This is a genomic window from Variovorax sp. LARHSF232, assembly GCF_052871435.1.
This window is the reverse complement of record NZ_JBIXJS010000015.1, coordinates 14311-40160: the sequence shown is the minus strand read 5'-3', so window position 1 is coordinate 40160 and position 25850 is coordinate 14311. Positions and strand designations below refer to the sequence as shown.

The 25850-nt window shown below is 67.3% G+C and carries 27 protein-coding genes; 8 read left to right on the top strand and 19 right to left on the bottom strand.

The annotated features are described in order from the left end of the window. Window positions 1-77: 77 nt before the first annotated feature. From ACIPRI_RS25405 to ACIPRI_RS25350, 12 genes are all read right to left on the bottom strand, one after another. Complete coding sequence (locus ACIPRI_RS25405) at window positions 78-1100, bottom strand: ABC transporter permease (protein ID WP_446624287.1); 1023 nt, start codon at window positions 1098-1100, stop codon at window positions 78-80. Continuing rightward, window positions 1063-2571: a sugar ABC transporter ATP-binding protein gene (locus tag ACIPRI_RS25400; protein WP_446624286.1), complete on the bottom strand. Its 1509-nt coding sequence runs from the start codon at window positions 2569-2571 to the stop codon at window positions 1063-1065. The genes ACIPRI_RS25405 and ACIPRI_RS25400 overlap by 38 nt, the downstream gene beginning before the upstream one ends. Further along, window positions 2568-3737, bottom strand: coding sequence for an ROK family protein (locus tag ACIPRI_RS25395; protein WP_446624326.1), 1170 nt, complete (start codon window positions 3735-3737; stop codon window positions 2568-2570). The genes ACIPRI_RS25400 and ACIPRI_RS25395 overlap by 4 nt, the downstream gene beginning before the upstream one ends. A gap of 227 nt (window positions 3738-3964) precedes the next feature. Then, window positions 3965-4384, bottom strand: a complete 420-nt coding sequence (locus ACIPRI_RS25390) for a F0F1 ATP synthase subunit epsilon (protein ID WP_446624285.1) — start codon at window positions 4382-4384, stop codon at window positions 3965-3967. Between the two features lie 12 nt (window positions 4385-4396). Then, window positions 4397-5812: a F0F1 ATP synthase subunit beta gene (gene atpD / locus ACIPRI_RS25385; RefSeq protein ID WP_446624284.1), complete on the bottom strand. Its 1416-nt coding sequence runs from the start codon at window positions 5810-5812 to the stop codon at window positions 4397-4399. 43 nt (window positions 5813-5855) lie between these two features. Further along, the gene (atpG, locus tag ACIPRI_RS25380; protein ID WP_446624283.1) at window positions 5856-6734 is read right to left on the bottom strand and encodes a F0F1 ATP synthase subunit gamma; all 879 of its coding nucleotides are present in this window, start codon (window positions 6732-6734) and stop codon (window positions 5856-5858) included. A 30-nt stretch (window positions 6735-6764) separates the two neighbouring features. After that, window positions 6765-8318, bottom strand: coding sequence for a F0F1 ATP synthase subunit alpha (gene atpA / locus ACIPRI_RS25375; protein ID WP_446624282.1), 1554 nt, complete (start codon window positions 8316-8318; stop codon window positions 6765-6767). Between the two features lie 36 nt (window positions 8319-8354). Continuing rightward, window positions 8355-8885 (bottom strand): F0F1 ATP synthase subunit delta, encoded by a 531-nt coding sequence (locus ACIPRI_RS25370; RefSeq protein WP_446624281.1) that lies wholly within the window; start codon window positions 8883-8885, stop codon window positions 8355-8357. 21 nt (window positions 8886-8906) lie between these two features. Continuing rightward, window positions 8907-9377 carry a F0F1 ATP synthase subunit B gene (locus ACIPRI_RS25365; RefSeq protein WP_446624280.1) on the bottom strand — a complete coding sequence of 157 codons (471 nt, stop codon included), beginning with the start codon at window positions 9375-9377 and terminating at the stop codon, window positions 8907-8909. Window positions 9378-9455: 78 nt separating this feature from the next. Continuing rightward, a complete protein-coding gene (atpE, locus tag ACIPRI_RS25360) occupies window positions 9456-9719 on the bottom strand; it encodes a F0F1 ATP synthase subunit C (protein WP_165908898.1) in 264 nt (87 codons plus the stop codon). Between the two features lie 58 nt (window positions 9720-9777). Continuing rightward, a complete protein-coding gene (gene atpB / locus ACIPRI_RS25355) occupies window positions 9778-10647 on the bottom strand; it encodes a F0F1 ATP synthase subunit A (protein ID WP_446624279.1) in 870 nt (289 codons plus the stop codon). A gap of 25 nt (window positions 10648-10672) precedes the next feature. Next, entirely contained in the window at window positions 10673-11152 is a 480-nt protein-coding gene (locus tag ACIPRI_RS25350; RefSeq protein ID WP_446624278.1) for an ATP synthase subunit I, read from the bottom strand. A gap of 158 nt (window positions 11153-11310) precedes the next feature. On the opposite strand from ACIPRI_RS25350, the gene ACIPRI_RS25345 reads away from it, so the two are divergent. From ACIPRI_RS25345 to ACIPRI_RS25325, 5 genes are all read left to right on the top strand, one after another. Then, window positions 11311-11616: a YbeD family protein gene (locus tag ACIPRI_RS25345; protein WP_446624277.1), complete on the top strand. Its 306-nt coding sequence runs from the start codon at window positions 11311-11313 to the stop codon at window positions 11614-11616. Window positions 11617-11645: 29 nt separating this feature from the next. Next, window positions 11646-12314, top strand: coding sequence for a lipoyl(octanoyl) transferase LipB (lipB, locus tag ACIPRI_RS25340; protein ID WP_446624276.1), 669 nt, complete (start codon window positions 11646-11648; stop codon window positions 12312-12314). A gap of 16 nt (window positions 12315-12330) precedes the next feature. Next, a complete protein-coding gene (gene lipA, locus ACIPRI_RS25335; protein WP_446624275.1) occupies window positions 12331-13320 on the top strand; it encodes a lipoyl synthase in 990 nt (329 codons plus the stop codon). 132 nt (window positions 13321-13452) lie between these two features. Then, window positions 13453-14085, top strand: a complete 633-nt coding sequence (locus tag ACIPRI_RS25330; RefSeq protein WP_446624274.1) for a glutathione S-transferase family protein — start codon at window positions 13453-13455, stop codon at window positions 14083-14085. A gap of 29 nt (window positions 14086-14114) precedes the next feature. After that, window positions 14115-16175, top strand: coding sequence for a pyridoxamine 5'-phosphate oxidase family protein (locus ACIPRI_RS25325; protein WP_446624273.1), 2061 nt, complete (start codon window positions 14115-14117; stop codon window positions 16173-16175). Window positions 16176-16296: 121 nt separating this feature from the next. On the opposite strand, the gene ACIPRI_RS25320 is transcribed toward ACIPRI_RS25325, so the two are convergent. Continuing rightward, window positions 16297-17193: a LysR substrate-binding domain-containing protein gene (locus ACIPRI_RS25320; protein WP_446624272.1), complete on the bottom strand. Its 897-nt coding sequence runs from the start codon at window positions 17191-17193 to the stop codon at window positions 16297-16299. A gap of 289 nt (window positions 17194-17482) precedes the next feature. Between ACIPRI_RS25320 and ACIPRI_RS25315 the strand changes: the two genes are divergently transcribed. From ACIPRI_RS25315 to ACIPRI_RS25305, 3 genes are read left to right on the top strand one after another with little or no spacing between them, the layout of a single operon-like run. After that, the gene (locus ACIPRI_RS25315) at window positions 17483-17986 is read left to right on the top strand and encodes a nuclear transport factor 2 family protein (protein WP_446624271.1); all 504 of its coding nucleotides are present in this window, start codon (window positions 17483-17485) and stop codon (window positions 17984-17986) included. A gap of 27 nt (window positions 17987-18013) precedes the next feature. Then, on the top strand, window positions 18014-19567 hold the full coding sequence (locus ACIPRI_RS25310; protein ID WP_446624270.1) for a class I adenylate-forming enzyme family protein: 1554 nt from the start codon (window positions 18014-18016) through the stop codon (window positions 19565-19567). Window positions 19568-19575: 8 nt separating this feature from the next. Further along, on the top strand, window positions 19576-20715 hold the full coding sequence (locus tag ACIPRI_RS25305) for an SLC13 family permease (RefSeq protein ID WP_446624269.1): 1140 nt from the start codon (window positions 19576-19578) through the stop codon (window positions 20713-20715). Here the strand turns inward: ACIPRI_RS25305 and ACIPRI_RS25300 are convergent. The 6 genes from ACIPRI_RS25300 to ACIPRI_RS25275 form a co-directional block, all read right to left on the bottom strand. Then, window positions 20712-21761: an NADP-dependent oxidoreductase gene (locus tag ACIPRI_RS25300; protein ID WP_446624268.1), complete on the bottom strand. Its 1050-nt coding sequence runs from the start codon at window positions 21759-21761 to the stop codon at window positions 20712-20714. The genes ACIPRI_RS25305 and ACIPRI_RS25300 overlap by 4 nt on opposite strands. A 68-nt stretch (window positions 21762-21829) precedes the next feature. Next, on the bottom strand, window positions 21830-23155 hold the full coding sequence (locus ACIPRI_RS25295) for an ATP-binding protein (RefSeq protein ID WP_446624267.1): 1326 nt from the start codon (window positions 23153-23155) through the stop codon (window positions 21830-21832). Further along, window positions 23152-23859, bottom strand: coding sequence for a response regulator transcription factor (locus ACIPRI_RS25290; RefSeq protein WP_446624266.1), 708 nt, complete (start codon window positions 23857-23859; stop codon window positions 23152-23154). The genes ACIPRI_RS25295 and ACIPRI_RS25290 overlap by 4 nt, the downstream gene beginning before the upstream one ends. 37 nt (window positions 23860-23896) lie before the next feature. Next, window positions 23897-24283: a DUF4260 family protein gene (locus ACIPRI_RS25285; RefSeq protein WP_446624265.1), complete on the bottom strand. Its 387-nt coding sequence runs from the start codon at window positions 24281-24283 to the stop codon at window positions 23897-23899. Continuing rightward, window positions 24276-24737 carry a Spy/CpxP family protein refolding chaperone gene (locus tag ACIPRI_RS25280; RefSeq protein ID WP_446624264.1) on the bottom strand — a complete coding sequence of 154 codons (462 nt, stop codon included), beginning with the start codon at window positions 24735-24737 and terminating at the stop codon, window positions 24276-24278. Before ACIPRI_RS25280 ends, ACIPRI_RS25285 begins: the two co-directional genes overlap by 8 nt. A 115-nt stretch (window positions 24738-24852) precedes the next feature. Next, entirely contained in the window at window positions 24853-25815 is a 963-nt protein-coding gene (locus tag ACIPRI_RS25275) for a LysR family transcriptional regulator (RefSeq protein WP_446624263.1), read from the bottom strand. Window positions 25816-25850 lie beyond the last annotated feature (35 nt).

The window sequence follows — 25850 nt, the reverse complement described above, 5'->3', positions numbered from 1 at the left end:
CCGCCCCAAGCCGGCCGCGCCTCCCCCTCGGGGGGTGGAGTTACACGAGCGCAGCGAGTGAAAAGCCGGGGGGTCATTTACCGGCGGCCTCGCTGCAGGAAGGCGACGATGATGATCACGAAGCCCTGCACCGCCGCGTTGAGGTACACGCTGATGATGCTGGTGAGGTTCAGGATGTTGCTGATGACCGAGAGCAGGATCGCCCCGATCACCGTGCCGGTGATGCTGCCGGCGCCGCCCTTGAGCGCCGTGCCGCCGACGATCACGGCGGCGATCGCCTCCAGCTCCCACAGAAGCCCGGTGGTCGGCGAGGCCGAGCCCAGGCGCGGCACGTAGAGCAAGGTGGCGATGCCCACGCACACGCCCAGGAGCACGTAGGTGAGGATCTTGACCTGGTCGACGTTCACCGCTGCGTAGCGCGCGACCTGCTCGTTGGAGCCGATGGCCTGCACGTAGCGGCCATAGGCGCTGCGGTTCAGGATCAGCCCGCCGATGACGGCCACGATGACGAAGATCCACACCGGGATCGGCACGCCCAGCAGGCTGCCGTAGTAGACCGGCGCATACAGGTCCGACAGCTCGTTGTCCAGGGTCAGTGCGCCGCCGTCGGCGAAGTAGGTGAGATAGGCGCGGAAGATGCCCAGCGTGCCCAGCGTCACGATGAAGGGCTCGATGCGCCCCTTGGTGATGAGCAGCCCATGCGCCAGCCCGAACAGTGCGCCCAGCAACACCGCCAGCCCCGCGCCCAGCACCACCGCGGCCAAGGGCGAGCCGGTGGCGGGCCCGGCCCAGTTGATGAACATGATCACGCTGCCGGCGATCAGCGCCGCCATCGAGCCCACCGACAGATCGATGCCGCCGGAGATGATGACGAAGCACATGCCCACCGCGATGATGCCGATGAAGGCGGTGCGGGTCAGCACGTTCATCGCGTTGTCGACCGTGGCGAAGTCGCTGTTGAGCACGGTGCCGGCAATGCACAGCAGCGCCAGGCCGATGACCGGGCCGACGCCGCGCAGGCGTTCGGCCCAGCCATGCTGGGCGGCGGCGCGGTGTTGCGGATCAAGCGCTTGCGGCGACGGGGGCGGTTCCGGTGGCATGAGCGATGAGCTCCTCTTCAGTCAGGTGGTCGGCGTCCAGGGTGGTCACGATGCGGCCCGCGCGCATCACCGCGACGCGGTGGGCGAGGCCGATCAGCTCCATCAGCTCGGACGAGACGACGATCACGGCCAGGCCCTCGCGGGCCATGCGCTGGATCAGGAAATAGATGTCGCGCTTGGCGCCGACGTCGACGCCACGCGTCGGCTCGTCCAGCACCACCACGCGCGGCTTCGGATGCAGCACCTTGGCCAGCGCCAGCTTCTGCTGGTTGCCGCCCGAGAGCGACGACGCCTTGACGTCGAGCGAGCCGGTGCGGATGCCGTATTCCTTCACCGCTGCGGCCAGCGCGGCGCGCTCGTCTTCGGGCTTCAGCCAGGGCTGCGCATAGCGCTCGAGCGCCATCAGGGTGAGGTTCTCGCGCAGGCCGAAATCGACGTGCAGACCCTTGCCCTTGCGGTCTTCGCTGAGGTAGGTGAGGCCCTGATGGGCGGCGTCGCGCGGGTTGCGCAGCTGCACCGGCTGGCCATGCAGCTCGACCTCCCCGCTGCCCGGGCGCAGGCCCATCAGGCCTTCGAACAACTCGGTGCGGCCGGCGCCCACCAGGCCGGCAAAACCCAGGATCTCGGCGGGGCGAACCTCGAAGCTGGCGTCCTGGGCCCAACCGGGCACGTTGAAGCGGCGCACGCGCAGCGCGGGCGCACTCTCGGCTGCCACGGGATCGCGCGGCGGATACAGGTCGGCGATCTCGCGGCCCACCATCAGGTTGGCCATCTGGTGGCGCGTCAGTTCTTGCGTGGGCGCGCGGGCGACAAAGCGGCCGTCGCGCATCACGATCACTTCGTCGGTGATGCGCTCCACCTCGTCGAGCTTGTGCGAGATGTAGACGATGGTCACGCCGTCCGCGCGCAAGCGGGCGATGAGCTTGAAGAGCCGCTCGGTCTCGCCGGGCGTGAGGGTGGCGGTGGGCTCGTCCATGATCAAGAGGCGCGCATGGCGAGCCAGCGCCTTGGCGATTTCCACCAGCTGCTTCTCGGCCACGATGAGGCGGCGTACCTTGGTGCGCGGGTCGATCGTGAGGCCCACCTCGGCCAGCGCGGCGGCGGCTTCGCGCTCCATCGCCTTGTCGTCCAGCCACAGGCCCTTCTTCTTTTCATGGCCGAGGAAGATGTTCTGCGCGATGTTCAGGTCTTCCGCCAGATTGAATTCCTGGTGGATCAGCACGATGCCCAGCTGCTCGGCGGCACGCGAGTTGACGAAGTGCCGTACCTCGCCGTTGATGCGCACCGTGCCGCCCGTGGCTTGCTCGTAGCCCGTCAGGATCTTCATCAAGGTGGACTTGCCGGCGCCGTTCTCGCCCAGCAGGCCATAGACCTGGCCGGGCGCCAGCGCGAAGCTCACGCCATGCAGCACCTGCACCGGGCCGAAGGCCTTGACGATGCCGTCGAAGGCCACCGCGACGCTGGGCTTCATGGCGCCACCCCGCGTGCCTTCAAGGTTTCCTGCATGGCCAGCACGCCGGCGCCGATCACGCCGCCCTGGGTGCCCAGCGGCGTGTATTGAATCTCCAGGTGGCGCGTCGACAGCGCCAGCGAGCGCTGGTAGACGCTCTGCCGCACGGCCGCGAGGAACAGCGGCCCGATGCGGGTAATGCCGCCGCCGATGAAGATGTGCGAGGGATTGAAGAAGTTCACCACCGAGGCCAGCATCTGGCCGATCAGCTTGCCGGCACGCTGCACGATCGCGTTGGCGGCGGCATCGCCGGCGCGGCTGGCCTCGCCCACGTCCAACGCCTCCAGGTGGCCTTGGGCGCGCAGCACCTTGGCCAGCGCCTCGCTCTCTCCGGCATTGGCCGCCTCCACGGCCATCCGGGTGATGGCCGGGCCGGCGGCCATCACTTCCACGCAGCCCAGGTTGCCGCAATGGCAGCGCGGACCTTCCTGGTCGACGCAGATATGGCCCACGTCGCCGGCCGAGCCGGCGGCGCCGCGGTACACCTCGCCATGGCAGACGATGCCGCAGCCGATGCCGGTGCCGACCTTGATCACCAGGAAGTTGGTGAGCGAGCGCTGCAGCCGCCACAGCTCGCCCAGCGCCATCAGGTTGACGTCGTTGTCGACGAAGACCGGCGCGGCATAGTCCTCCCGCAGCACGTCGCGGATGGAGAAGCTGTCCCAAGCCGGCATCAGCGGTGGATTGACCAGCTGGCCGGCCGCGAAGTTGACCGGCCCCGGCACGCCGATGCCGATACCCAGCACATCGCGCGCCTGCAGGCCGTTGCGCGACAGCAGTTCGCGCATCAGCACCAGCACGCGGGCCAGCACCACGCCCGGGCCCTGGCGCACATCGGCCGCCTCGCCATGCTGGGCCAGCACGCTGAGATCGGGCCGCAGCACGGCCACGTCCAGGCTGGTGGCGCCGATGTCGACGCCCACCACCACGCCCAGCGCGCCGTTCAGCCGCAGGTTTTCGGGGCGACGCCCGCCCGAGGATTCCTGAAGGCCGGCTTCAGCCAGGAGTCCCTGCTCCACCAGCCCGGCGATGAGGGCATTGGCCTTGCTCTTGGAGAAGCCCAGCTGATCGGCCAAGCCATGGCGCGAGCCGCCGGAAGACCAGAAGGCGGTCTCCAGCAGTTGCATCTCGTCGGCAGTAAGTCCGCTCCAGCGGTCCAAGGCCATGTCTCCGTTTGTTCTTTGCTGCCGGCCTCTTTGGGCCGAGCGAAGGCGAATACTAGGAGCGAGGCTTTTGCCAGACAAGGCTTAACTTCGGCCATTTATTGCTCGAAGTGACGATGCGCAATGCGAGAGGCCATGAAAAAAGCCGCCCGAGGGCGGCTTTCTGGTCGAAGACCGGCCGGATGGCTCGATTACTTCTTGTCGCGGTACTTGCGCAGGGCCGCGATCTGGGCGGCCATCACGGCCAGCTCGGATTGCGCCATCGCGATGTCGATGTCGCTCTTGGCGTTCTTCAGCGCTTCCTCGGCGGCCGCCTTGGCGGAGTTGGCCTTTTCCTCATCGAGGTCCTTGCCGCGGATGGCGGTGTCGGACAGCACGGTGACGACGTTGGGCTGCACTTCCAGGATGCCGCCGGCCACGAAGACGAACTCTTCGCCGCCGTCGGCCGTCTCGATGCGCACGGCGCCGGGGCGGATGCGCGTGATCAGCGGCGTGTGGCGGGGGTAGATGCCGAGCTCGCCGGCTTCACCGGGCAGCGCGACGAACTTGGCCTCGCCCGAGAAGATCGACTCTTCCGCGCTGACCACGTCCACATGAATGGTGCCTGCCATGGTGATTCCTTCTTAAGCGACCTTCTTGGCCTTCTCGAACGCTTCGTCGATGCCACCCACCATGTAGAACGCTTGTTCCGGCAGGTGGTCGGCTTCGCCGTTCACGATCATCTTGAAGCCTCGGATGGTCTCGGACAGCGGCACGTACTTGCCGGGCGAGCCGGTGAACACCTCGGCCACGTGGAAGGGCTGCGACAGGAAGCGCTGGATCTTGCGGGCGCGGGCCACGGCCAGCTTGTCTTCCGGCGCCAGTTCGTCCATGCCCAGGATGGCGATGATGTCGCGCAGTTCCTTGTAGCGCTGCAGCGTGCCCTGCACGGCGCGGGCCACGTTGTAATGCTCTTCGCCGACCACCAGCGGGTCGAGCTGGCGCGAGGTCGAGTCCAGCGGGTCCACGGCGGGGTAGATGCCCAGCGAAGCGATGTCGCGCGACAGCACCACGGTGGAGTCCAGGTGGGCGAAGGTGGTGGCGGGCGACGGGTCGGTCAAGTCGTCGGCCGGCACGTACACGGCCTGGATCGAAGTGATCGAGCCGACCTTGGTCGACGTGATGCGCTCTTGCAGGCGGCCCATTTCCTCGGCCAGCGTCGGCTGGTAGCCCACGGCGGAAGGCATGCGGCCCAACAGCGCCGACACTTCGGTACCGGCCAGCGTGAAGCGGTAGATGTTGTCCACGAAGAACAGCACGTCGCGGCCTTCGTCGCGGAAGGACTCGGCGATGGTCAGGCCGGTCAGGGCCACGCGCAGACGGTTGCCCGGGGGCTCGTTCATCTGGCCGTAGACCATGGCCACCTTCGACTCGGGCAGGTTCTCCAGGTTCACGACGCCGGAATCGGCCATCTCGTGATAGAAGTCGTTGCCTTCACGGGTGCGCTCACCCACGCCGGCAAACACGGACAGACCCGAGTGCGCCTTGGCGATGTTGTTGATGAGCTCCATCATGTTCACGGTCTTGCCCACGCCGGCGCCGCCGAACAGGCCCACCTTGCCGCCCTTGGCGAAGGGGCACACCAGGTCGATCACCTTGATGCCGGTTTCCAGCAGGTCTTGCGAGGGCGACAGTTCGTCGTACGCCGGCGCCTTGCGGTGGATCGAGGCGGTGAGCTCCTGGCCCACATCGCCGCGCTCGTCGATCGGGCGACCCAGTACGTCCATGATGCGGCCGAGCGTGGCCTTGCCAACCGGCACGGTGATCGGTGCACCGGTGTTGGTCACGGTGATGCCGCGGCGCAGACCGTCGGAAGAACCGAGCGCAATGGTGCGCACCACGCCGTCACCGAGTTGCTGCTGCACCTCGAGCGTCAGGCCACCTTCGTCGTACTTCAGGGCGTCGTAAACCTTGGGCATCTTGTCGCGCGGAAATTCCACGTCGACCACGGCGCCAATACATTGAACGATCTTGCCTTGAACTGCTTGTGCTTGAGCCATGTCTGCTCCGATAAAAATTTAAATCTGTTGAGGTCCGAGGGACTCAGACGCCGGCGGCCGCTGCGGCGCCCGACACGATTTCCGACAGCTCTTTGGTGATACCGGCCTGACGGGTCTTGTTGTAGACCAGCTTCAGCTCGCTGATCACATTGCCTGCGTTGTCGGTTGCCGCCTTCATCGCCACCATGCGCGCCGAATGCTCGGACGCCATGTTCTCGGCGACGGCCTGATAGACCAGCGACTCGACATAGCGAACCAGCAGCTCGTCGATCACGCTTTGCGCATCGGGCTCGTAGATGTAGTCCCACGAGTGATGGCCGGCTTCCACCTGCAGCGACTCGGCCGCCAGCGGCAGGAGTTGCTCCACCATCGGCTCTTGCTTGATGGTGTTGATGAACTTCGTGTAGCACAGGTAAACGGCCGACAGCTTGCCTTCGGCATACGCGTCAAGCAGCGTCTTGACCGGGCCGATCAGCTTGTCGAGGTGCGGCGTGTCGCCCAAGTGGGTGACATGCGACACCACGCGCGCGCCGATGCGGTTCAAGAAGCCCAGGCCCTTGCTGCCGATGGCGACCGTGTCGATCGTGCTGCCTGCGCCTTGCGCTTCGCGCAACTTGACCGTGACAGCGCGCAGCAGGTTGGTGTTCAACCCGCCGCACAGGCCCTTGTCGCTCGTGACCACGATGAAGCCCACGCCCTTGGCACCCTCATGCGTCTTCATGAACGCATGGGTGTACTCCGGGTTGGCCTTGCCGAGGTTCGCCGCGATGTTGCGGATCTTTTCGCTGTAGGGGCGAGCGGCGCGCATGCGGTCCTGCGCCTTGCGCATCTTGGAGACCGAGACCATTTCCATGGCCTTCGTGATCTTCTTGGTGTTCTCCACCGATTTGATCTTGCCGCGGATTTCCTTACCAGCTGCCATGAGGGCTCCTTGTGAGTTCCGTCAGGCCGATCAGGCGAACGACTTCTTGAACGCGGTGACAGCAGCCGTCAGTTCGGCTTCTGCATCCTTGTCGATGGCCTTGGCCGACTCGATCTTGTCGAGCAGCGCTGCGTGGCTGGACTTCAGGAACTGATGCAGGCCATGTTCGAACGGCAGCACCTTCTTGACGTCGAGGTCGTCCATGAAGCCCTTGTTCACCGAGAAGAGCGAGGCGCCCATCAGCGAGATCGGCAGCGGGCTGTACTGGGCCTGCTTGAGCAGTTCGGTCACGCGGGCACCGCGGTCGAGCTGCTTGCGGGTGGCTTCGTCCAGGTCGGAAGCGAACTGCGCGAACGCAGCCAGTTCACGGTACTGCGCCAGGTCGGTACGGATACCGCCGGACAGGCCCTTGATGACCTTGGTCTGTGCCGACGAACCCACGCGCGACACCGAGATACCGGCGTTGATGGCGGGGCGGATGCCGGCGTTGAACAGGTTGGTTTCCAGGAAGATCTGGCCGTCGGTGATCGAGATCACGTTGGTCGGCACGAAGGCGGACACGTCGCCGGCTTGCGTCTCGATGATCGGCAGCGCGGTGAGCGAGCCGGTCTTGCCCTTGACTTCACCCTTGGTGAAGGCTTCGACGTAGTCGGCGTTCACGCGGGCTGCGCGCTCGAGCAGACGCGAGTGGAGATAGAACACGTCGCCGGGGTAGGCTTCGCGGCCCGGCGGGCGGCGCAGCAGCAGCGAAACCTGGCGGTAGGCCACGGCCTGCTTGGACAGGTCGTCATAGACGATCAGGGCGTCCTGGCCGCGATCGCGGAAGTATTCGCCCATCGTGCAGCCCGAGTAGGCCGACACGTACTGCATGGCAGCCGACTCGGAAGCCGAGGCAGCCACGACGATGGTGTAGTCCATCGCGCCGGCTTGTTCCAGCGAGCGCACCACGTTCTTGATCGACGAAGCCTTCTGGCCGATCGCAACGTAGACGCAGGTCATGTTCTGACCCTTCTGGTTGATGATCGCGTCGATCGCCACGGCCGTCTTGCCGGTCTGGCGGTCGCCAATGATCAGCTCGCGCTGGCCACGGCCGATCGGCACCATGGAGTCGATCGACTTCAGGCCGGTCTGCATCGGCTGGTCCACGGATTTGCGCGCGATCACGCCGGGCGCAACCTTCTCGATCACGTCCGTCATCTTGGCGTTGATCGGACCCTTGCCGTCGATCGGCTGGCCCAGGGCATTCACCACGCGGCCGATGAGCTCAGGGCCCACGGGCACTTCCAGAATGCGGCCGGTGCACTTGACCGTGTCGCCTTCGGAGATGTGCTCGTACTCGCCCAGGATCACGGCGCCAACCGAGTCACGCTCCAGGTTCAGCGCCAGCCCGAAGGTGGGCGTGCCGTCGGCGGTCGCCGGGAACTCGAGCATTTCGCCCTGCATCGCGTCGGACAGGCCGTGCACGCGAACGATGCCGTCGGTCACCGAGACCACGGTACCTTCGTTGCGGATGTTGGCGGAAACGCCAAGACCCTCGATACGGCTCTTGATGAGTTCGGAAATTTCTGCGGGATTGAGTTGCATGACTCTTTCCTTCTTTCTTTCAAGGGGCTGGCGGCATCAAGCCGACAGCGCAACTTTCATTTGTTCGAGGCGCGCCTTGACGGAGGTGTCGAGCACCTCGTCACCCACCACCACGCGGATGCCACCGATCAGCGAAGGATCCTGCTGCACCGTCAGCTGCAGCTTGCGGCCAAATCGCTTCTCGAGGGTCGTGCCCAGCTGGGCCAGTTCGGCGTCGCCGATCGGGAAGGCGCTTTGCACCACCGCATCGGACGAGCCCTTTTGCGCATTGGCCAGGGCGCGGAACTGCCTGGCGATTTCCGGCAAGGCGGCGAAGCGGCCGTTTTCCAGCACCGTGGTGAGGAAGTTGGTCGCAGCGGCGGGCAGCTTCGAGTCGGCGACGCCGGCAATCACGCTCAGCACCTGATCGACGCTGGCCTTGGGGTTGTCGGCGAATGCCCTGAGCTGCGGATTGGCCGCGATCGCCGCAACCTTTTCGAGCCAGACGGCGGTGCCGCCCAGGTCCGACGAGGAGGCCTTGAACAGCGCTTCCGCGTAGGGGCGTGCAATGGTGGCGATTTCTGCCATGGTGGTTCTGCCTCGGGCTTCTTACAGTTCAGTCTGCAGACGCGAGAGCAACTCGGCGTGCACGCCGGCGTTGACTTCTTTGCGCAGGATCTGCTCTGCACCCTTGACGGCCAACACCGCCACTTGCTCGCGCAGTGCTTCGCGGGCCTTGAGGGCCTGCTGATCGGCTTCGGCCTTGGCAGCGGCAATGATCTTGTTGCCTTCTTCCGTGGCGCGGGCCTTGGCCTCTTCCACGATAGCCTGGGCGCGGCGTTCGGCATCGGCCAGGCGCTGGGCCGACTCGTTGCGGGCTTGGCCAAGCGCGACTTCGACCTTGCGGTCGGCCTCGGTCAATGCGACCTTGGCCTTGTCGGCCGCAGCCAGGCCGTCGGCGATCTTCTGGGCACGGTCATCCAGCGCCTTCGCGATCGGCGGCCACACGAACTTCATCGTGAACCCGACCAGGATCAGGAACACGATCATCTGGACGATGAGGGTACCGGTAATGCTCACTTTTCTACCTCTCTTTGGGAAGGGATCCGCAGATGTTCCCGAAGGATGGACGTTAGGTCCGACGAAAGAGGGCCGGTCTTACTTGGCCAGCGTGGCGATTTGCGCCAGGAAGGGGTTGGCGGTTGCGAACCACAGGGCCACACCGGTGCCGATGATGAACGAAGCATCGATCAGGCCGACCAGCAGGAACATCTTGGTTTGCAGTTCGCCCATCAGTTCGGGTTGGCGTGCAGCCGACTCGAGGTACTTGCTGCCCATGATGCCGATGCCGACGCAAGCGCCAAAAGCGCCGAGACCGATGATCAGGCCCGCGGCCAGGGCAACAAAGCTGATAACTTCCATGATGACTCCTAAAGGGACTTTGGTTGACGAGAAAGAAAAACGAAAAAGGAAAGCGTGATCAGTGGTGATCGTGCGCCTGGCCGATGTAGACCAGCGTCAGCATCATGAACACGAATGCCTGCAGCACGATGATCAGGATGTGGAAGATCGACCAGACGGTGCCCGCGATGATGTGGCCCAGGGCCAGCAGGATGCCGGTCGCCGACAGCGTCCAGGCGCCGCCCATCAGCGCGATCAGCAGGAAGATCAGTTCGCCGGCATACATGTTGCCGAACAGTCGCATGCCGTGCGAGACCGTCTTGGCGACGAACTCGATGATCTGCATGGCGAAATTGGGGAGGTACAGCGCCCAGTGGTTGCCGAAGGGCGCGGTGAAGAGCTCGTGCACCCAGCCGCCCAGGCCCTTGATCTTGACGTTGTAGTACAGGCAGATCAGCAGCACCGCGACCGACAGGCCCATGGTGACGCCCAGGTCGGCGGTGGGCACGACGCGCAGGTAGGCGTGGTGCGGATCGTGGCCGGCGGCGCCATGCAGCCAGCCCCAGACGGCAGGCAGCAGGTCGACCGGCAGCAGGTCCATCGTGTTGAGCAGGATGATCCAGACGAAGACCGTAAGGGCGAGCGGCGCCACGAACTTGCGGCTGGTGGCGTTGTGCACGATGCCCTTGGCCTGCTGGTCGACCATCTCGATCAGCATCTCGACGGCGGCCTGGAAGCGGCCCGGCACGCCGGAGGTGGCCTTGCGGGCGCCCAGCCAGAGCAGCCAGCAGCCGATCACGCCGAGCGCGATCGAGAAGAACAGCGAGTCGAAGTTGAAAACGGTGAAGTCGGCGATGCTTTGGGGCTTGTCGCTCTGGAAGTGCGTCAAGTGGTGAATGATGTATTCACCAGCGCTTTGCCCTTGTTCTGCAGCGTTTTCAGCAGCCATCTGATTACTCGTTCTTCAAAATTAATCACTTGCGCTTGGGAGCGAACACGACCGCCACCCAATACGCCTGCATTGCCACCACCAAGCCCACCAGCATCGCCGGCCAGCTCAGCGCCGTTATCAGCCTTGGCGCGGCGAAGAGCATCGCCACCGTCAAGGCCATCTTGACCATTTCCCACACAAAGAACGCCAGCACCGCGGTGCTGGGGTTCAGGGTCGCCAGGCGCCCCGTCAGTCCGCGGGCAAAGACGGCCGCGGGGACAACCACCGACAGCGCGCCGTAACCGGCCGACCAACCCAAATTTTGTTTCCCCGTCAGACCCCAGGCGACCAAAGCCACCAGAAGGCCTGCAATGATTTGCCCCGCGATCACCCGCCAAGGGGAGATCTGGGGACTGCGCTCGCGCAGCTGGCGGGCCTCTTCGGCCGTCAACCGCTTGAAATTGGCGTCTCGCTCTTTTTGCTCTTCGTCCTCACGGTCGAAGTCGCTGGGCATTTTTTTCATTGGTGTGCTCGCCCGGATGAGAAGCCCGCAAATTTCACAAAGCCATTGATTATAAGTAGAAACACATGACGCCCAAACGGGCCCGATTCGGCCCGCTTGGAAAGGCGCGCGGCGCCCCCATCTGCCACCATTGCCCATCCAACCAGGAGCCTCCGGCCATGAGCACCCCCGACACACCCGAGACGCCGGCCGTCGCCGACGCGCGCAAGGACTCGCTGATCGAATACCCCTCGCAGTTCCCCATCAAGGTGATGGGCGCGAACGTGGACGGCTTCGTCACGGCGGTCACGCACATAGCCAAGCAGTTCGATCCCGGCTTCGACGCCAGCACGGTGCAGCTGCGCGACAGCAGCAGCGGCAACTACCTGGGCGTGACCATCACCGTCACCGCCACCAGCCGCGAGCAGCTCGACGAGCTGTACCGCGCTCTGTCCTCGCACCCTATGGTGAAGGTGGTGCTCTGAACGGGGCCAGCGCGCTCGCGCCTACGGCCATGGACATCCAGCAGCTCGGCCGCGCCGACTACCAGGCCACCTATGCGGCGATGCGCGCGTTCACGCTCGCGCGCGGCGAGGCCACGCCGGACCGGCTCTGGATCTGCGAGCACGCTCCCGTGTACACCCAGGGACTGGCCGGCAAGGCCGACCACGTCCTGTCACCGGGCGAGATTCCCGTCGTGCAAACCGATCGGGGCGGCCAGGTCACCTATCACGGCCCGGGCCAGGTGGTGGCCTATCCGCTGCTGGACCTGCGCCGCGCCGGCTACTACGTCAAGGAATACGTCTACCGCATCGAGGAGGCGGTGATCCGCACGCTGGCACGTTTCGGCGTCACTGGCCACCGCGTGGCCGGCGCGCCCGGCATCTACGTCCGCCTGGATGATCCCTTCTCGCATGCGGCCCTCGGCGGCCCGGTGCACCCGAACGACCCGTTCCGCGGGCTGGGCAAGATCGCAGCCCTTGGCATCAAGGTCAGCCGCCATTGCACTTACCACGGCGTAGCCCTGAACGTGCAAATGGACCTGGAACCCTTCGCGCGCATCAACCCTTGCGGCTATAGCGGGCTCAAAACGGTGGACCTTTTTACAATCGGGCTCCAAACCACTTGGGACGAAGCCGCGCAGGTGCTGGGCAACAAGCTCGCCGCCTTCCTGCAACCCTGACTCCCCGCCCCTCGCCATGAGCACCTCCGAAGTCGTCCGCGACGCGCAAAGCCAAGAGACCTACAACCCGCTGGCCAAGCAGAAGGCCGCCGCCAAGCTGTCGCGCATTCCGGTGAAGGTCGAGCAGACCGGTGAGGTGTTGAAGAAGCCCGAATGGATCCGCGTCAAGGCCGGCAGCCCGACCACGCGCTTCTACGAGATCAAGCAGATCCTGCGCGAGAGCAACCTGCACACCGTGTGCGAAGAGGCCTCGTGCCCCAACATCGGCGAGTGCTTCGGCAAGGGCACCGCCACCTTCATGATCATGGGCGACAAGTGCACGCGCCGCTGCCCCTTCTGCGACGTGGGCCACGGCCGGCCCGACCCGCTGGACAAGGACGAGCCGCTCAACCTGGCCAAGACCATCGCCAAGCTGCGCCTGTCGTACGTGGTGATCACTAGCGTGGACCGCGACGACCTGCGTGACGGCGGCAGCCAGCACTTCGTGGATTGCATCCAAAACATCCGCGAGCTCTCGCCCAGGACGCAGATCGAGATCCTGGTGCCCGACTTCCGCGGCCGCGACGACCGCGCACTGGAAATCCTCAAGGCCGCGCCGCCGGACGTGATGAACCACAACCTGGAGACCGCACCGCGCCTGTACAAGGAAGCACGCCCGGGTAGCGACTACCAGTTCAGCCTGAACCTGCTGAAGAAGTTCAAGGCGCTGCACCCCGGCGTGCCGACCAAGAGCGGCATCATGGTGGGCCTGGGCGAGACCGACGACGAGATCCTGCAAGTGATGCGCGACATGCGCGCGCACGACATCGACATGCTCACCATCGGCCAGTACCTGTCGCCCAGCAACAGCCACCTGCCGGTGCGCCGCTACGTGCATCCCGACACCTTCAAGATGTTCGAGGAAGAGGCCTACAAGATGGGCTTCAGCCACGCGGCCGTGGGCGCCATGGTGCGCTCGAGCTACCACGCGGACCAGCAGGCGCACGCGGCCGGCCTGGTCAAGTAAGGCCCCCCGCGGCGTCTCAGCGCCGATTCTTTCCAAAGCCGAAAGGCTGCCTTGTCGCGCGCGCGGATTCCGCAAAGCGCGCTGCGCCGGCACATTCGAGTTGTCCCAACAACCTCCTTGAGGAGAACACGAATGTCCGCAAACCAAGCCCTGAAGCTGTACCGCCACCCGCTGTCCGGCCACTCCCACCGCGTCGAGCTGGCGCTCTCGCTGCTGGGCCTGCCCTACGAGCTGATCGACGTCGACCTGCTCAAGGGCGCCCACAAGCAACCCGAGTTCCTCAAGCTCAACCCCTTCGGCCAGGTGCCGGTGCTGGTCGACGGCGATGTGACGCTGCACGACTCCAACGCCATCCTGGTCTACCTGGCCAACAAGTACGACGCCGACCGCGTCTGGCTGCCGCGTGATGCCAAGGGGCAGGCCGACGTGCAGGTCTGGCTGTCGGCGGCCGCCGGCCCGATCGCCTTCGGCCCGGCCACCGCGCGCCTGATCACGGTGTTCGGCGCCAAGCGCGATCCGCAGGATGCGATTGCCCGCGCCCACGCCCTGCTGGCGGTGATGGAAGCGCGCTTGGCGGCGCAACCCTTCCTGGCGGCCCGGACGCTGACCCTGGCCGACGTCGCCGGCTACAGCTACATCTCGGCCGCGCCCGAAGGCAATGTGGACCTGGCGCCCTACCCAGCGGTGCGCGCCTGGCTGGCGCGCATCGAGGCCCTGCCCGGCTTCGTGCCGCTGCAAAAGACCCGCGTCGGCCTGGCCGCCTGAGACAGCCCACGCCCAAGGAAGCGCCCGCCATGATCTCGAACCAACCCCGCCAAGACAACCCCTTCCACGCCGGAGAGCGAGCGGTGCAGGAGCGCCTGGGCATCGTCGATCGCATGCGCGACATCGGCCAGCGGGCGGTGCGCTCTTCCATGCCCGAGCAGCATCAGCGCTTCTACGAGCAGCTTCCCTTCGTGCTGGTGGGCTCGATCGATCCGGCCGGCCGGCCCTGGGCCTCGGTGCTGGTCGGCCAACCCGGCTTCATCCAGGCCCCGGACGCGCACCGGCTCGAATTCCGTGCACGACCGCTGCCCGGCGATCCGCTGGCCCAGGGCCTGCGCGCTGGCGCCCGACTGGGCTTCCTCGGCATCGAGCTGCACACGCGACGCCGCAACCGGGTGAACGGCCACGTGTCGCAACTGGACCCGCAGGGCTTTCAGCTGGCGGTCGATCAGACCACGGGCAACTGCCCGCAGTACATCCAGGGGCGCGAATTCGCTTGGGCGCGCCCGGCGGATGAGCCCGCACCGGCGCATGGCGCGCAGCCACTGACCGCGCTGGACGAGGCCGCGCGCGAACTGATCGCGCGCTCCGACACCCTGTTCGTCGCCAGCGCCGCGCCCGAGCAAAGCCAGGGCGACGGCGACCTCGGCGCCGACGTCTCGCACCGCGGCGGCCGGCCCGGCTTCGTGAAGATCGAGGACGAGCGCACGCTGCTGGTGCCCGACTTCGCCGGCAACCATTTCTTCATGACCCTGGGCAACATGCTGCTCAATCCGCGCGCCGGCGTGCTGTTCGTCGACTTCGCCACCGGCGACCTGCTGACGCTCACGGGCTCGGCTGAAGTGGTGTGGGAAGAAGAAGCCTTGCAAGCCTTCGACGGCATCGAGCGCGCCTGGCGCTTTCGCATCGAGTCCGGCTGGCGGCTGCGCGATGCCTTGCCGCTGCGCTGGAAGTTTCGCGACTGGTCGCCCAACTCGCTGATCACCGGCACCTGGGACGAGGCGGCGCAAAAGCGCGAGGCGCAGCGCCTGGCCCAAACCTGGCGGCCCTACCGGGTGGAGCGCACGGTGGACGAAAGCAGCGTGATCCGCTCCTTCCACCTGGCACCGGCCGACGGCTTGCCGGTGCCGCCTTTCGAGGCGGGGCAGCACCTGCCGATCCGCCTCACGCTGCCCGATGGCACCGAACTGCGCCGCACCTACACCATCTCGCACGCCCCGGCCGACGGCGGCCTGCGCCTGAGCATCAAGCGCGACGGCGCCGCCTCGCGCCATCTGCACGCGGCGGTGAAGGCCGGCGACATCATCGAAGCGCTGGGTCCGCGCGGCCAGTTCACCATCGATGCGCAGCTGCGTCGTCCGGCAGTGCTGATCGGCGCCGGCGTCGGCATTACGCCGATGATGGCCTTCGCGCGGCACCTGGTGGTGGAGGGCTTCCGGCACCGGCGCACGCGGCCGATCCACCTGATCCAGGTGGCGCACGACGAAGTCACGCGCGCCTTCGGCCAGGAGCTGCAGGAACTGCAGCAACGCGCCGGCAACGCCATCCAATTGCATCTGGTGCTGGGCAGCGGCGCCAGCGCCGCGAACGGTGCGCGCCAGGGGCCGCTCACGCTCGACCTGCTCAAGTCGCTGCTGCCTTTCGACGACCACGAGTTCTTCCTGTGCGGGCCGGCCGGCTTCATGCAGGCCATGTACGACGGGCTGCGCGACCTGGGCGTGCGCGACGAGCGCATCCAGGCCGAAGCCTTCGGGCCGGCCTCGCTCAAGCGCCGCCCGGACGGCGTCGCCATGGCCGCACCGCCGCCCGCGCCCGCCGCGCAGCACGCCACCGTGGTCTTCAAACAAAGCGGCGAAGCGGCGGACTGGACGCCGGCGCGCGGCACCTTGCTCGAGTTCGCCGAAGGCAAGGGCCTGTCGCCACCCTACTCCTGCCGCGCCGGCCACTGCGGCTCCTGCGCCACGCCGCTGCTGGCTGGCCGCGTGACCTACGACCAGCCCACCGCCTGGCGACCGGCCGACGGCGAGGTGCTGCTGTGCTGCGCCCGTCCGGCCCAAGACGGCGGCGAGCACATCGAACTGGACCTCTGACCGCCACCCGAAATTCCAGCCCCACACCGCGGAACCGGCTTTGCCGGGCCGCTGGTGAGGTCCCCTCCTCGGGAGGTGGCGAACTACACGGAGCGAAAGCGGAGTGAGAAGCCGGGAGGCTTCACGTCAAGGCGGGATCGGCGCGCAGGGCGTCGACCGCCATGTCGACGAAGGCGCGCACCTTCTGCGTGACACGCCGTCCCTCGTGGTGCAGCACATGGATCGGCACGGCGGCCGGCTCAAAGTCCTCCATCAGCCGCACCAGCGCGCCGCTGGCTACCAGGCCCGCCACCTGGTAGCTCAAGAGGCGCGTGATGCCGAGCCCGGCCAGCGCCGCCGCGATGGCCGAGTCGTTGCTGGTGGTGCGCATGCGCGGCCGCAGGCGCTGCACGACTTGCTGGCCGCCGTGGCTGAAGCGCCAGTCCACCGTGGGCCCGAGGCCCGGCGTGATGATGCTGTGCTCGGCCAGCTCTTCGGGCTGCTGCGGCCGGCCGTGGGCGGCCAGGTAAGCGGGCGTCGCCACCAGCGTGCGGCGCACGCGGCCGACACGAATCGCCTGCAACGAGGAATCGGGCAGCTCGCCGATGCGCACCGCCACGTCGATGCCTTCTTCGATCAGGTTGGTCATTCGGTCGAGAAAGAGGCATTGCGCATCGACCTCGGGGTGGCGCTGCAGGTAACGCGCCAGCACCGGCGTGACGTACATGTGGCCGAAGAGCACCGGCGCGGTCAGGGTCAAGGTGCCGCGGGGCGCGGCATGCGTGCAGCTCGCGGCGCTCTCCGCCTCCTCGATCTCGCCCAGGATGCGCCGGCAATCCTCGGCGTAGCGCGCGCCAGCCTCGGTGACCCGCACGAAGCGGGTGGTGCGCGTCAGCAGGCGCAGGCCCAGGCGCTCCTCCAGCTCGGCCACGGCGCGCGTCACCACCGGCGGCGACAGCTTGAGCTTGCGCGCCGCGCTGGCGAAGCCCCCGCTGTCCACCACGGCCACGAAAGTGCTCATCGCTTGCAGACGATCCATGTTGTCTTTCTTTGTTTGCCTTCTTGGGGCGGGCGCCATTATTGCGAGGCGCGAAATGTTGCCTTGCCGGCGGCGCGCATTCACGGCGCGCGGGGAAAAGCCCATAGTCGAGACGTCCCTTCCCGCAACCTCAGGAGTCCCGCCATGCTGCCCTCGCCCTTCTTCGTCGACGAAGTCCCGGCCGACCTCGGTCTCGATGAAGCGTGGATGGGACGCGAGGTGCTGAACTCGCTGCTGGCGCGCCGCGACGTCGCCACTGAGGACCCGCATCTTCAACATGGAGCCTTGCATGAGCCTTTCTTCTACTTCTCCTTCTTCTTCCGCCGACACGGCACGCCCGCCGCTTCCGCCCTTCACGCTCGAGACCGCGCGCCAAAAGGTGCGCCTGGCCGAGGACGCCTGGAACTCGCGTGACCCCAAGCGCGTCGCGCTGGCCTACACGGCGGACAGCGTCTGGCGCAACCGCGCCGAGTTCCCGGTCGGCCGCGCGCAGATCGAAGCCTTTCTGGAACGCAAGTGGGCGCGCGAGCTGGACTACCGTCTCATCAAGGAGCTGTGGGCGCATGACGGCAACCGCATCGCGGTGCGCTTTGCCTACGAATGGCGGGACGACGCCGGCAACTGGTTCCGCTCCTACGGCAACGAGAACTGGGAGTTCGACGACCAGGGCCTGATGCAAAAGCGTTTTGCCAGCATCAACGACAAGCCGATTGCGCAGGCCGATCGCAAGTTCTTCTGGCCCCAGGGCCGGCGGCCCGATGAACATCCGGGACTCGGCGAGCTTGGCTTGTAGACGTGCTTGGTCGTAGGCTCGGGGCCTATGACCGAACCCGTTGACCTCGCCAGCACCGCCATTGCCCAAGACTTCGGCACCATTGCCGAGCTGATCCGCCTGCATGCCGGGCAGCGCCCCGAGCACCCTGCCCTGCGCGACGACGCGCGCACCTTGCGCTACGCGCAGCTCGATGCGCTGATGGACCGCGTGGCCACGGCCCTGCAGCAAGGCGGCCTGAAGACCGGTGACGCGGTGGCCGTGTGCGCCGCTTCCTCGGTGAACTACGCGGCCCTGTTCCTGGGCGCGCTGCGCGCCGGCGTGGCGGTGGCGCCGCTGGCGCCCAGTTCCACCCCGGCCAGCCTGGCGCGCATGGTGCAAGACGCGGATGCGCGCCTGCTGTTCATGGACGCCAGCACCGCCGAGCTGCTGGCCGCGGTGCCCGTCGGCGTGCGCCGCATCGCGCTGGATGACGGCGACTTCGAATCCTGGCTGGCGCCGGCCGGCGCTCAGCCGGCGCCGGCACACATCGAAGCCGGCACGCCCTTCAACATCATCTATTCCTCCGGCACCACCGGCGAGCCCAAGGGCATCGTGCAGGGCCACGGCATGCGCTGGGCCCATGTGCGGCGCGGCGCCAAGTACGAGTACGGGCCGCAGACGGTCACGCTGCTGTCGACACCGCTGTACTCCAACACCACACTGGTGGTGTTCTTCCCGACCCTGGCCTTCGGCGGCTGCGTGAGCCTGATGGCCAAGTTCGACGCCGGCCGCTACCTGCGGTTGGCGCAGGCACAGCGCGTGACCCACTCCATGCTGGTGCCGGTGCAGTACCAGCGGCTGATGGCGCACCCGGACTTCGATGCCCATGACCTGTCGAGTTTTCAGTACAAGTTCAGCACCAGCGCCCCTTTCAACGCCGCGCTCAAGGCCGATGTGCGGAAGCGCTGGCCCGGCGGGCTGGTCGAGTTCTACGGCATGACCGAGGGCGGCGGCACCTGCATCCTGGAGGCGCATCTCCATCCGGACAAGCTGCACACCGTGGGCCAGCCCGCCGAGGGCAGCGACATCCGCCTGATCGACGAGGCCGGTCGCGAGGTGGCGCGCGGTGAGGCCGGCGAAGTGGTTGGCCATTCGGCCGGCATGATGACCGGCTACCACCGCCAGCCCGAGAAGACGCGCGAAGCCGAATGGTTCGCGCCCGACGGCAAGCGCTTCATCCGCACCGGCGACATCGGCCGCTTCGACGCCGATGGCTTTCTCACCCTGTTCGACCGCAAGAAGGACATGATCATCAGCGGCGGCTTCAACATCTACCCGAGCGACCTGGAGGCTGTACTGCGCCAGCACCCGGCCGTGCTGGAAGCCTCGGTCGTGGGCGTGCCTTCCGAGGACTGGGGCGAGACGCCGGTGGGCTTCGCGGTGCGCAGGAACGGCGCCGAACTCGATGCCGACGCGCTGTTGCAATGGACCAACGCGCAGCTCGGCAAGACCCAGCGCCTGTCGCGCCTGGTGTTGGTCGACGAGCTGCCGCGCAGCGCCATCGGCAAAGTGCTCAAGCGCGAGCTTCGCGATCGTCTGGCCGCGGGCGACTTCGCCTGAGCGGACCTATGGCGACCGACCGCGCCAAGCTACAGCTACCGCTCACATCGGACCATGCGATCGACGCCGGCGGCGGCAACCGCCTGCTGTGGATCCTGCTGGCGGTGGCGATCGGCTTCGCGCTGCTGCGACCGCGCGCGCCGCTGGACTACCTGCGCCTGGTCGACTGGCAGACCATGGGTGCGCTGGCCGGGCTGCTGGCCATCACCCAGGGCGTGGAGAAGAGCGGCATGCTGCAGCTGGCGGCCGCGCGCCTATTGACCCACACCACGCACCTGCGCAGCCTGGCGCTGGTGCTCACGGCCAGTGCCGCCCTGCTCTCGGCCCTGCTCACCAACGACGTCAGCCTGTTCCTGCTGGTGCCGCTGACACGCGTGCTGGCCGCCCAGGCCCATCTGCCGCTGCTGCAGCTGGTGGTACTGGAGGCGCTGGCGGTGAACGCGGGTTCGGCCCTGACGCCGATCGGCAACCCCCAGAACCTCTTCCTGTGGCACCGCTCGGGCGAGAGCTTCCTGGGCTTCATGGCGATGATGGCGCCGACCGTAGCCGTCATGCTGTTCTGGGTGGCGGTCGCCGTGTGGCTGCTGACGCCCAACACGCCCATCACGCTGCGTCCGCGGGCCGAATCGGCACCGCATGAACCGCGTCTGCTGGCGCTGTCGGCGGCGCTCTTCGTGGCTTTCGTGATCACGCTGGACCGTGGCTGGCTGCCCTGGGGGTTGGGGCTCGTCCTGCTGACCTTCCTGCTGCTGCGGCCGCGCGTGCTGCTGGGCATCGACTGGGCGCTGCTGGCGATCATCGCGCTGATGTTCATCGACCTGCGCCAGCTGGCCGAGCTGCCGGTGCTGGCGAACTGGGCCTCGCAGTTGCCCATCGGCGAAGGCTGGCGCGCCTACCTGGCGGCCGTGCTCACGTCGCAGTTCATCAGCAACGTGCCGGCGGCCATCCTGCTGGAGCGCTACGTGCACGACCTGCCGGCCCTGGCGGCGGGGGTCAGCGTCGGCGGCTTCGGCTGCGCGATCGGCTCGCTGGCCAACCTGATCGCGCTGCGCCTGGCACGCCTGCCACACGGCATCGCCAGGTTCCACCGCATCAGCTTCCCCTTCCTGGTGGTGTGTGCGCCGTCGGCGCTGCTGCTGCGGCTTTAGTCCGAAACCTTGAGCACCAGCTTGCCGAAGTTCTCGCCGGTGAACAGCCGCAGCAGCGCCTCGGGGAAGGCGGCAACGCCGCCGTCGACCACGTCTTCCTTGCTCTTCATGCGGCCGTCCTTCAGGTAGCCGGCCAACTCCGTCACCGCCAGGTGGTAGCGGTCGGCGTAGTCGAACACCACGATGCCCTGCATGCGGGCGCGGTTCACCAGCAGGCTCAGGTAGTTCTTCGGGCCCTGCACCGGCGTGGTGTTGTTGTACTGGCTGATGGCGCCGCAGATGATGATGCGCGCGCCGCGCGCCAGCTTCGCCAGCACGGCATCGAGGATCTCGCCGCCGACGTTGTCGAAATAGATGTCGACGCCCTTGGGGCAGTGGGCCTTCAGGCCTTCGCGCACCGCGGCCGGGCCGGCCTTGTAGTCGATGCAGGCATCAAAGCCCAGCTCCTTGACCACCCAGTCGCACTTGGCCGCGCCGCCGGCGATGCCGACCACGCGGCAGCCCTTGATCTTGGCAAGTTGCCCGACCGTCTGGCCGACGGCACCTGCCGCACCAGAGACGACTACGGTTTCACCGGGCTGCGGCAGGCCGACGTCCATCAGGCCGAAGTAGGCGGTCATGCCGGGCATGCCCAGCACGTTGAGCCACTGGCCGATGCTGCCGGCGCGCAAGTCGATCTTCACCAGGCCGCTGCGCTTGATCTCTTCTTGCGGGATCAGGCAGTACTCCTGCACGCCCAGCGAGGCATAGACCATGTCGCCCACGGCGAAGTCCGGGTTGCGCGAAGCGACCACGCGGCCGATGCCGCCGGCGCGCATCACGGCGCCCAGCTCCACCGGCGGGATGTAGCTCTTGCCCTCGTTCATCCAGCCGCGCATGGCCGGGTCGAGCGAGAGCGACAGGGTCTGCACCAGCACGCCGCCTTCGGCCGGTTCGCCGGCCGCTTCGGTGGTGAAGGACCAGTCGTCGCGCTTGGGCGTGCCCTCCGGCCGCTTGGCCAGGCGCACTTGATGATTGGCGGGGGCGGTGCTGCTGATGCTGCTCATGTGCGTTGTCTCCATTCGGGCAGGAACGCCCGGACGCGCATGGTAGAGCGGCGACCGCCGCCCCGCGGTTACGAAAGCGACAGCCGCACCAGCACCGACAGGCCAGGATTGGCGCTGCGCAGCAGGAAGCTGCCCCCGTGCGCCTGCGTCACCAGCCGGCACAGGTACATGCCCAGGCCGACGCCACCGGTGGCGCGCTGGCGTGCGCTGTCGGTGCGAAAGAAAGGCTCGGACAGGTGCTCCAGCTGCGCTTCGTCCACGCCGGGACCGAAATCGCGCACCTCGATCTCCACTGCGCCCTGCACGCGCCGCAGCGACAGCAGCGGCGGCTTGCTGGCGCCGGCGGACAGGCCGCCATGGCGCACCGCGTTGTCCAGCAGGTTGCGCAGCAGAAGGCGGATGCGGGTGCGGTCCAGCGTCATCGGCGGCACGTCGGGCGACAGGTCCAGCTCGACTTCGTCCGCGTGCGGCAGGTCGGCGACCACGTCGTGCACCAGGGCGGTCAGGTCGACGTGCTCGCGCAGCAGCGCCGCGTGCGGGCTGGCCAGGCGCTCGCTTTCCAGGAGGTCGCTGATCAGGTCGCGCATCTCGCCCAGGTCACGCAGCAGGGCGTCGCGCTCGGCCTGGCCTTCCGGCGTGGCGGGCAGCAGCTCGGCATTCAGGCGCGCCCGGGTCAGCGGGGAGCGCAACTCGTGGCTCAGCGCCAGCAGGAGGGCGCGCTTGGCGTCGAGCATGCCGTGGATGTCGCGTGCCATGGTGTTGATGCGCTGCGCCAGGTCGCCCAGCTCGTCGTTGCGGCGGATCGGAATGGGCTTTTCGAACTCGCCGCGGCCAAAGCGCTGGGCGCCGTCGCGGATGTCGTCCAGCGGCCGCAGCAGGCGCCGCACGAAGAAAAAGGCCACCAGGATCAGCAGCAGCAAACCGACCAGGGTGTACCAGCCGATGCGGTGCGGGCCGCGCTGCCAGGGCAGCGTGCCCAGGCCGAAGCTGACGCGATGGCCATCGGCCGTCGTGCGGCTGAAGAAAGCGCTGGCCGGCGAATCGAAGCCGCGTCCCCGCATGCTGCCCGGATGCGATTCCCAGTTCACCGCGGGCCCTTCGATGCGCACCGCCAGCGGAAGGCGCTGGGTGAGCGCCTGGGCGCGCGCGACTTCGGGCGGCGAGCCGATCTCGGCCGTCAGCCGGTCCACGTAGTCGGCAATCAGCGGTTTTGCCGCCTCGCGCCAGCCGCTGGCAAAGACGCCGCGCATGCCGCCCATGAACACCGCCGTCATGGCCAGCGCCAGCAGCACGAACATGGTGACCAGGCGCAGGCGCAGCGAGTGGCGCCAGCGCCGGTGCCAGGTCCGGCCGTGGGGATGGCGTTTTTCCGACCCGGGCTCGCTCTTCCTCACGCCGCGCCGCTCTTTCCGACCGCCAGCGCGTAGCCGGCGTTGCGCAGGGTCTTGATGCAGTCCAGCGGCTCCAGTTTCTTGCGCAGACGGCTGATCACGATGTCGACCGCGCGCGAGTAAAGCTCGGCCTCGTGGCCGCGCAGGCGATTCAGGATGTCGTCGCGGCCGAAGACCTTGCCGGGTTCGCTGGCCAGCAAGGCCAGCAGCTCGAACTCGGTGCCGGTGAGCTCCACCGGCTCGCCATGGCGCTGCACCTCGCGTTTGTCCAGGTCGATCGTGAGGCCATCGAAGACGCGGCGCGACGCACTCGCGCCGGCCGCCGGCTGCGCGGCCGCTGCGGCCGCACGCTGACGCCGCAGGATGGTCTGCACCCGGGCCACCAGTTCGCGCGGCTCGAAGGGCTTGGGCAGGTAGTCGTCGGCGCCCAGCTCCAGGCCCACCACCCGGTCCATCACCTCGCCACGGGCGGTGAGCATCACGATCGGGATGTCGCTTTGCTTGCGGATCTCGCGGCACAGCGCGAAGCCATCCATCTCGGGCAGCATGACGTCCAGGATGGCGGCGTCGTAGCCGCCGCCGCGCAACTTGGCCAGGCCAATGCTCGGGCGCAATGCGCTGTCGAGCACGAAGTCGAAGCGAGCGAAGTAGCTGGCCAGCGGCGGCGCCAGGTGTTCGTCGTCGTCGATCAGCAGGATGCGGGGCATGGCGCGATTGTCTGTCACGCCTTCGCTCCTGCGTCCTTCACCATGGATCGGCCGGCCCCAACTGGCCCAGGTGCGTGTGGGCAAAGCCGCGCGCGTACTTGAGGCCAAAGCCCAGGGCGCGATCCAGGCCGATGTGGGCGGTCCAGATCAAGCCCAGGTCGAAGGCCGGACCCAGGTCGGCCAGCAGCCCCAGCGCGAGCAGTGCGGCCGGAACGAGCAGCGAATGCGCGGCGTTGTAGGCCGCGGCACCGGCACGCGGCCCCGCCAGGTAGGCCAGCAAGGCCAGGTCGGGCAGCAGGAAGGTCAACGCGAAAAAGCTCCATTCGCCGCCGAAGCGCGCATAGACGACGGCGGCCAGGGCCAGCAGTGCCAGCCCTTCGGCGCGCAGCAGCAGGCGCACGCCGCCGCCGGCGGTCTCAGCCATGGCGGCCCCAGCGACCGCGGCCGCGGCGGTCCATGAAGTCGCGCACCTGCTGTTGCTGTTCGGGCCGCAGGTTGTCGAAGAAGTCGGCCGCGGCGGCAATCACCTCGGGGCTGCCGGTCTTCACCGCGGCGGTCTTTTCCTCGATCAGCTTGGCGGCGCCGGCCTGATCCAGCTTGTTGCCGGCGAACAGCTGGCGGAACTGCGCGCGCGGGTCGCTGCCGGCACGCATGGCTTCGCGCTGCGCCTGCAGCTTGTCGGCCAGCACGCCGAGCTTCTGCTTTTGCAGGGCGTCGAGCTCGAGCTTGCTGCTCACCCGCTCGACCATCTTGGCCCGGAACTCGGCCGAGTCGCCGTGCCAGCCGCGTTCGCGGTAGTTGGCGCAGCCGCCCAGGGTACCGGCCACCAGGGCCAGGCCGGCCACGCCGAAAAGAGAGCGTCGAATCCAAGATTGCATGGCAGTCTTTCAAGAAGAGATTGGGAAGACTCGATGCTGCGCGGACAGCGCCGCCAAGTCCTTTCGCCGCAGTTTCGGCGTGTTTCGTTTTATGTCGCCCGCCGATGCCTGGCGTTCAGGCCGCGACCGCCTGGCGCATGTCGGCCAGCGGATGCGGCGGCCCAGGCACCCGACGCAGATGGGGATGCGCGGCAAACAGCTCGGCGGCCCAGTCGACGAAGGCACGCACCTTGGAACTGAGATGCCGATTGGGTGGATAGACGACGTGCACCGGCAGGGGTTCCCGCTCCCAGTCCGGGAGGATCTGCACCAGCTGCCTGCTGTTCAGGTAGGGCGCCGCCTGCAAGCTCACCACCTGCGAGATGCCGAAGCCCGCCAGCACCGCGGCAACGTGCGCGTTGGCTTCGTTGGTCGATATCCGATAGGGCAGGCTCAGTACGTGATGTTCGTCGCCCTTGCTGAATTCGTGCGGGTGATTGCGCCGCGAGCTGGCCTTGAAGAAGCCCACCACATGGTGGCGCTTCTCCAGGTCGCGCGGATGCTGCGGCACGCCGTAGCGCCCCAGGTAGCCGGGCGACGCCACCGTGACAAAGGGAAATTGGCCGATGCGCCTGGCCACCAGCGAGGGGTCGGTCAGGCGGCCGACGCGGATCACGCAGTCCACGTTCTCGCCCAAGAGGTCCACCGGTCGGTCGGTCACTCCAAGGTCGACCTGGATATCCGGGTAGCGGTCGCAGAAAGACTGCAGGCTCGGAACGATCAAGAGCTTGGCGGTGGCGGAGCCTACGTCGACCCGCAACCTTCCCTGCGGACTGGCCTGGGCGTTGCACATGCCGGCTTCGAGGTCGTCGAAGTCGCTTAGCAGCCGCGCGGCGCGTTCGTAGTAGGCCGCGCCGTCTGGCGTGACCGCCACACGCCGGGTGTTGCGATTGAGCAGCTGCGACTTCACCCGCTCTTCCAGCGACTGGATCTGCTTGGTGACCGTGCCCTTGGGCAGGGCGAGCGATTCTGCCGCCCGGGTGAAGTTGCCGGATTCGACAACGCGCACGAAGGCGCGCATGGCGAGGATGGGGTCCATTTCTCTTCGCTGGTCGTTGAGAAGGCCCGATGCTG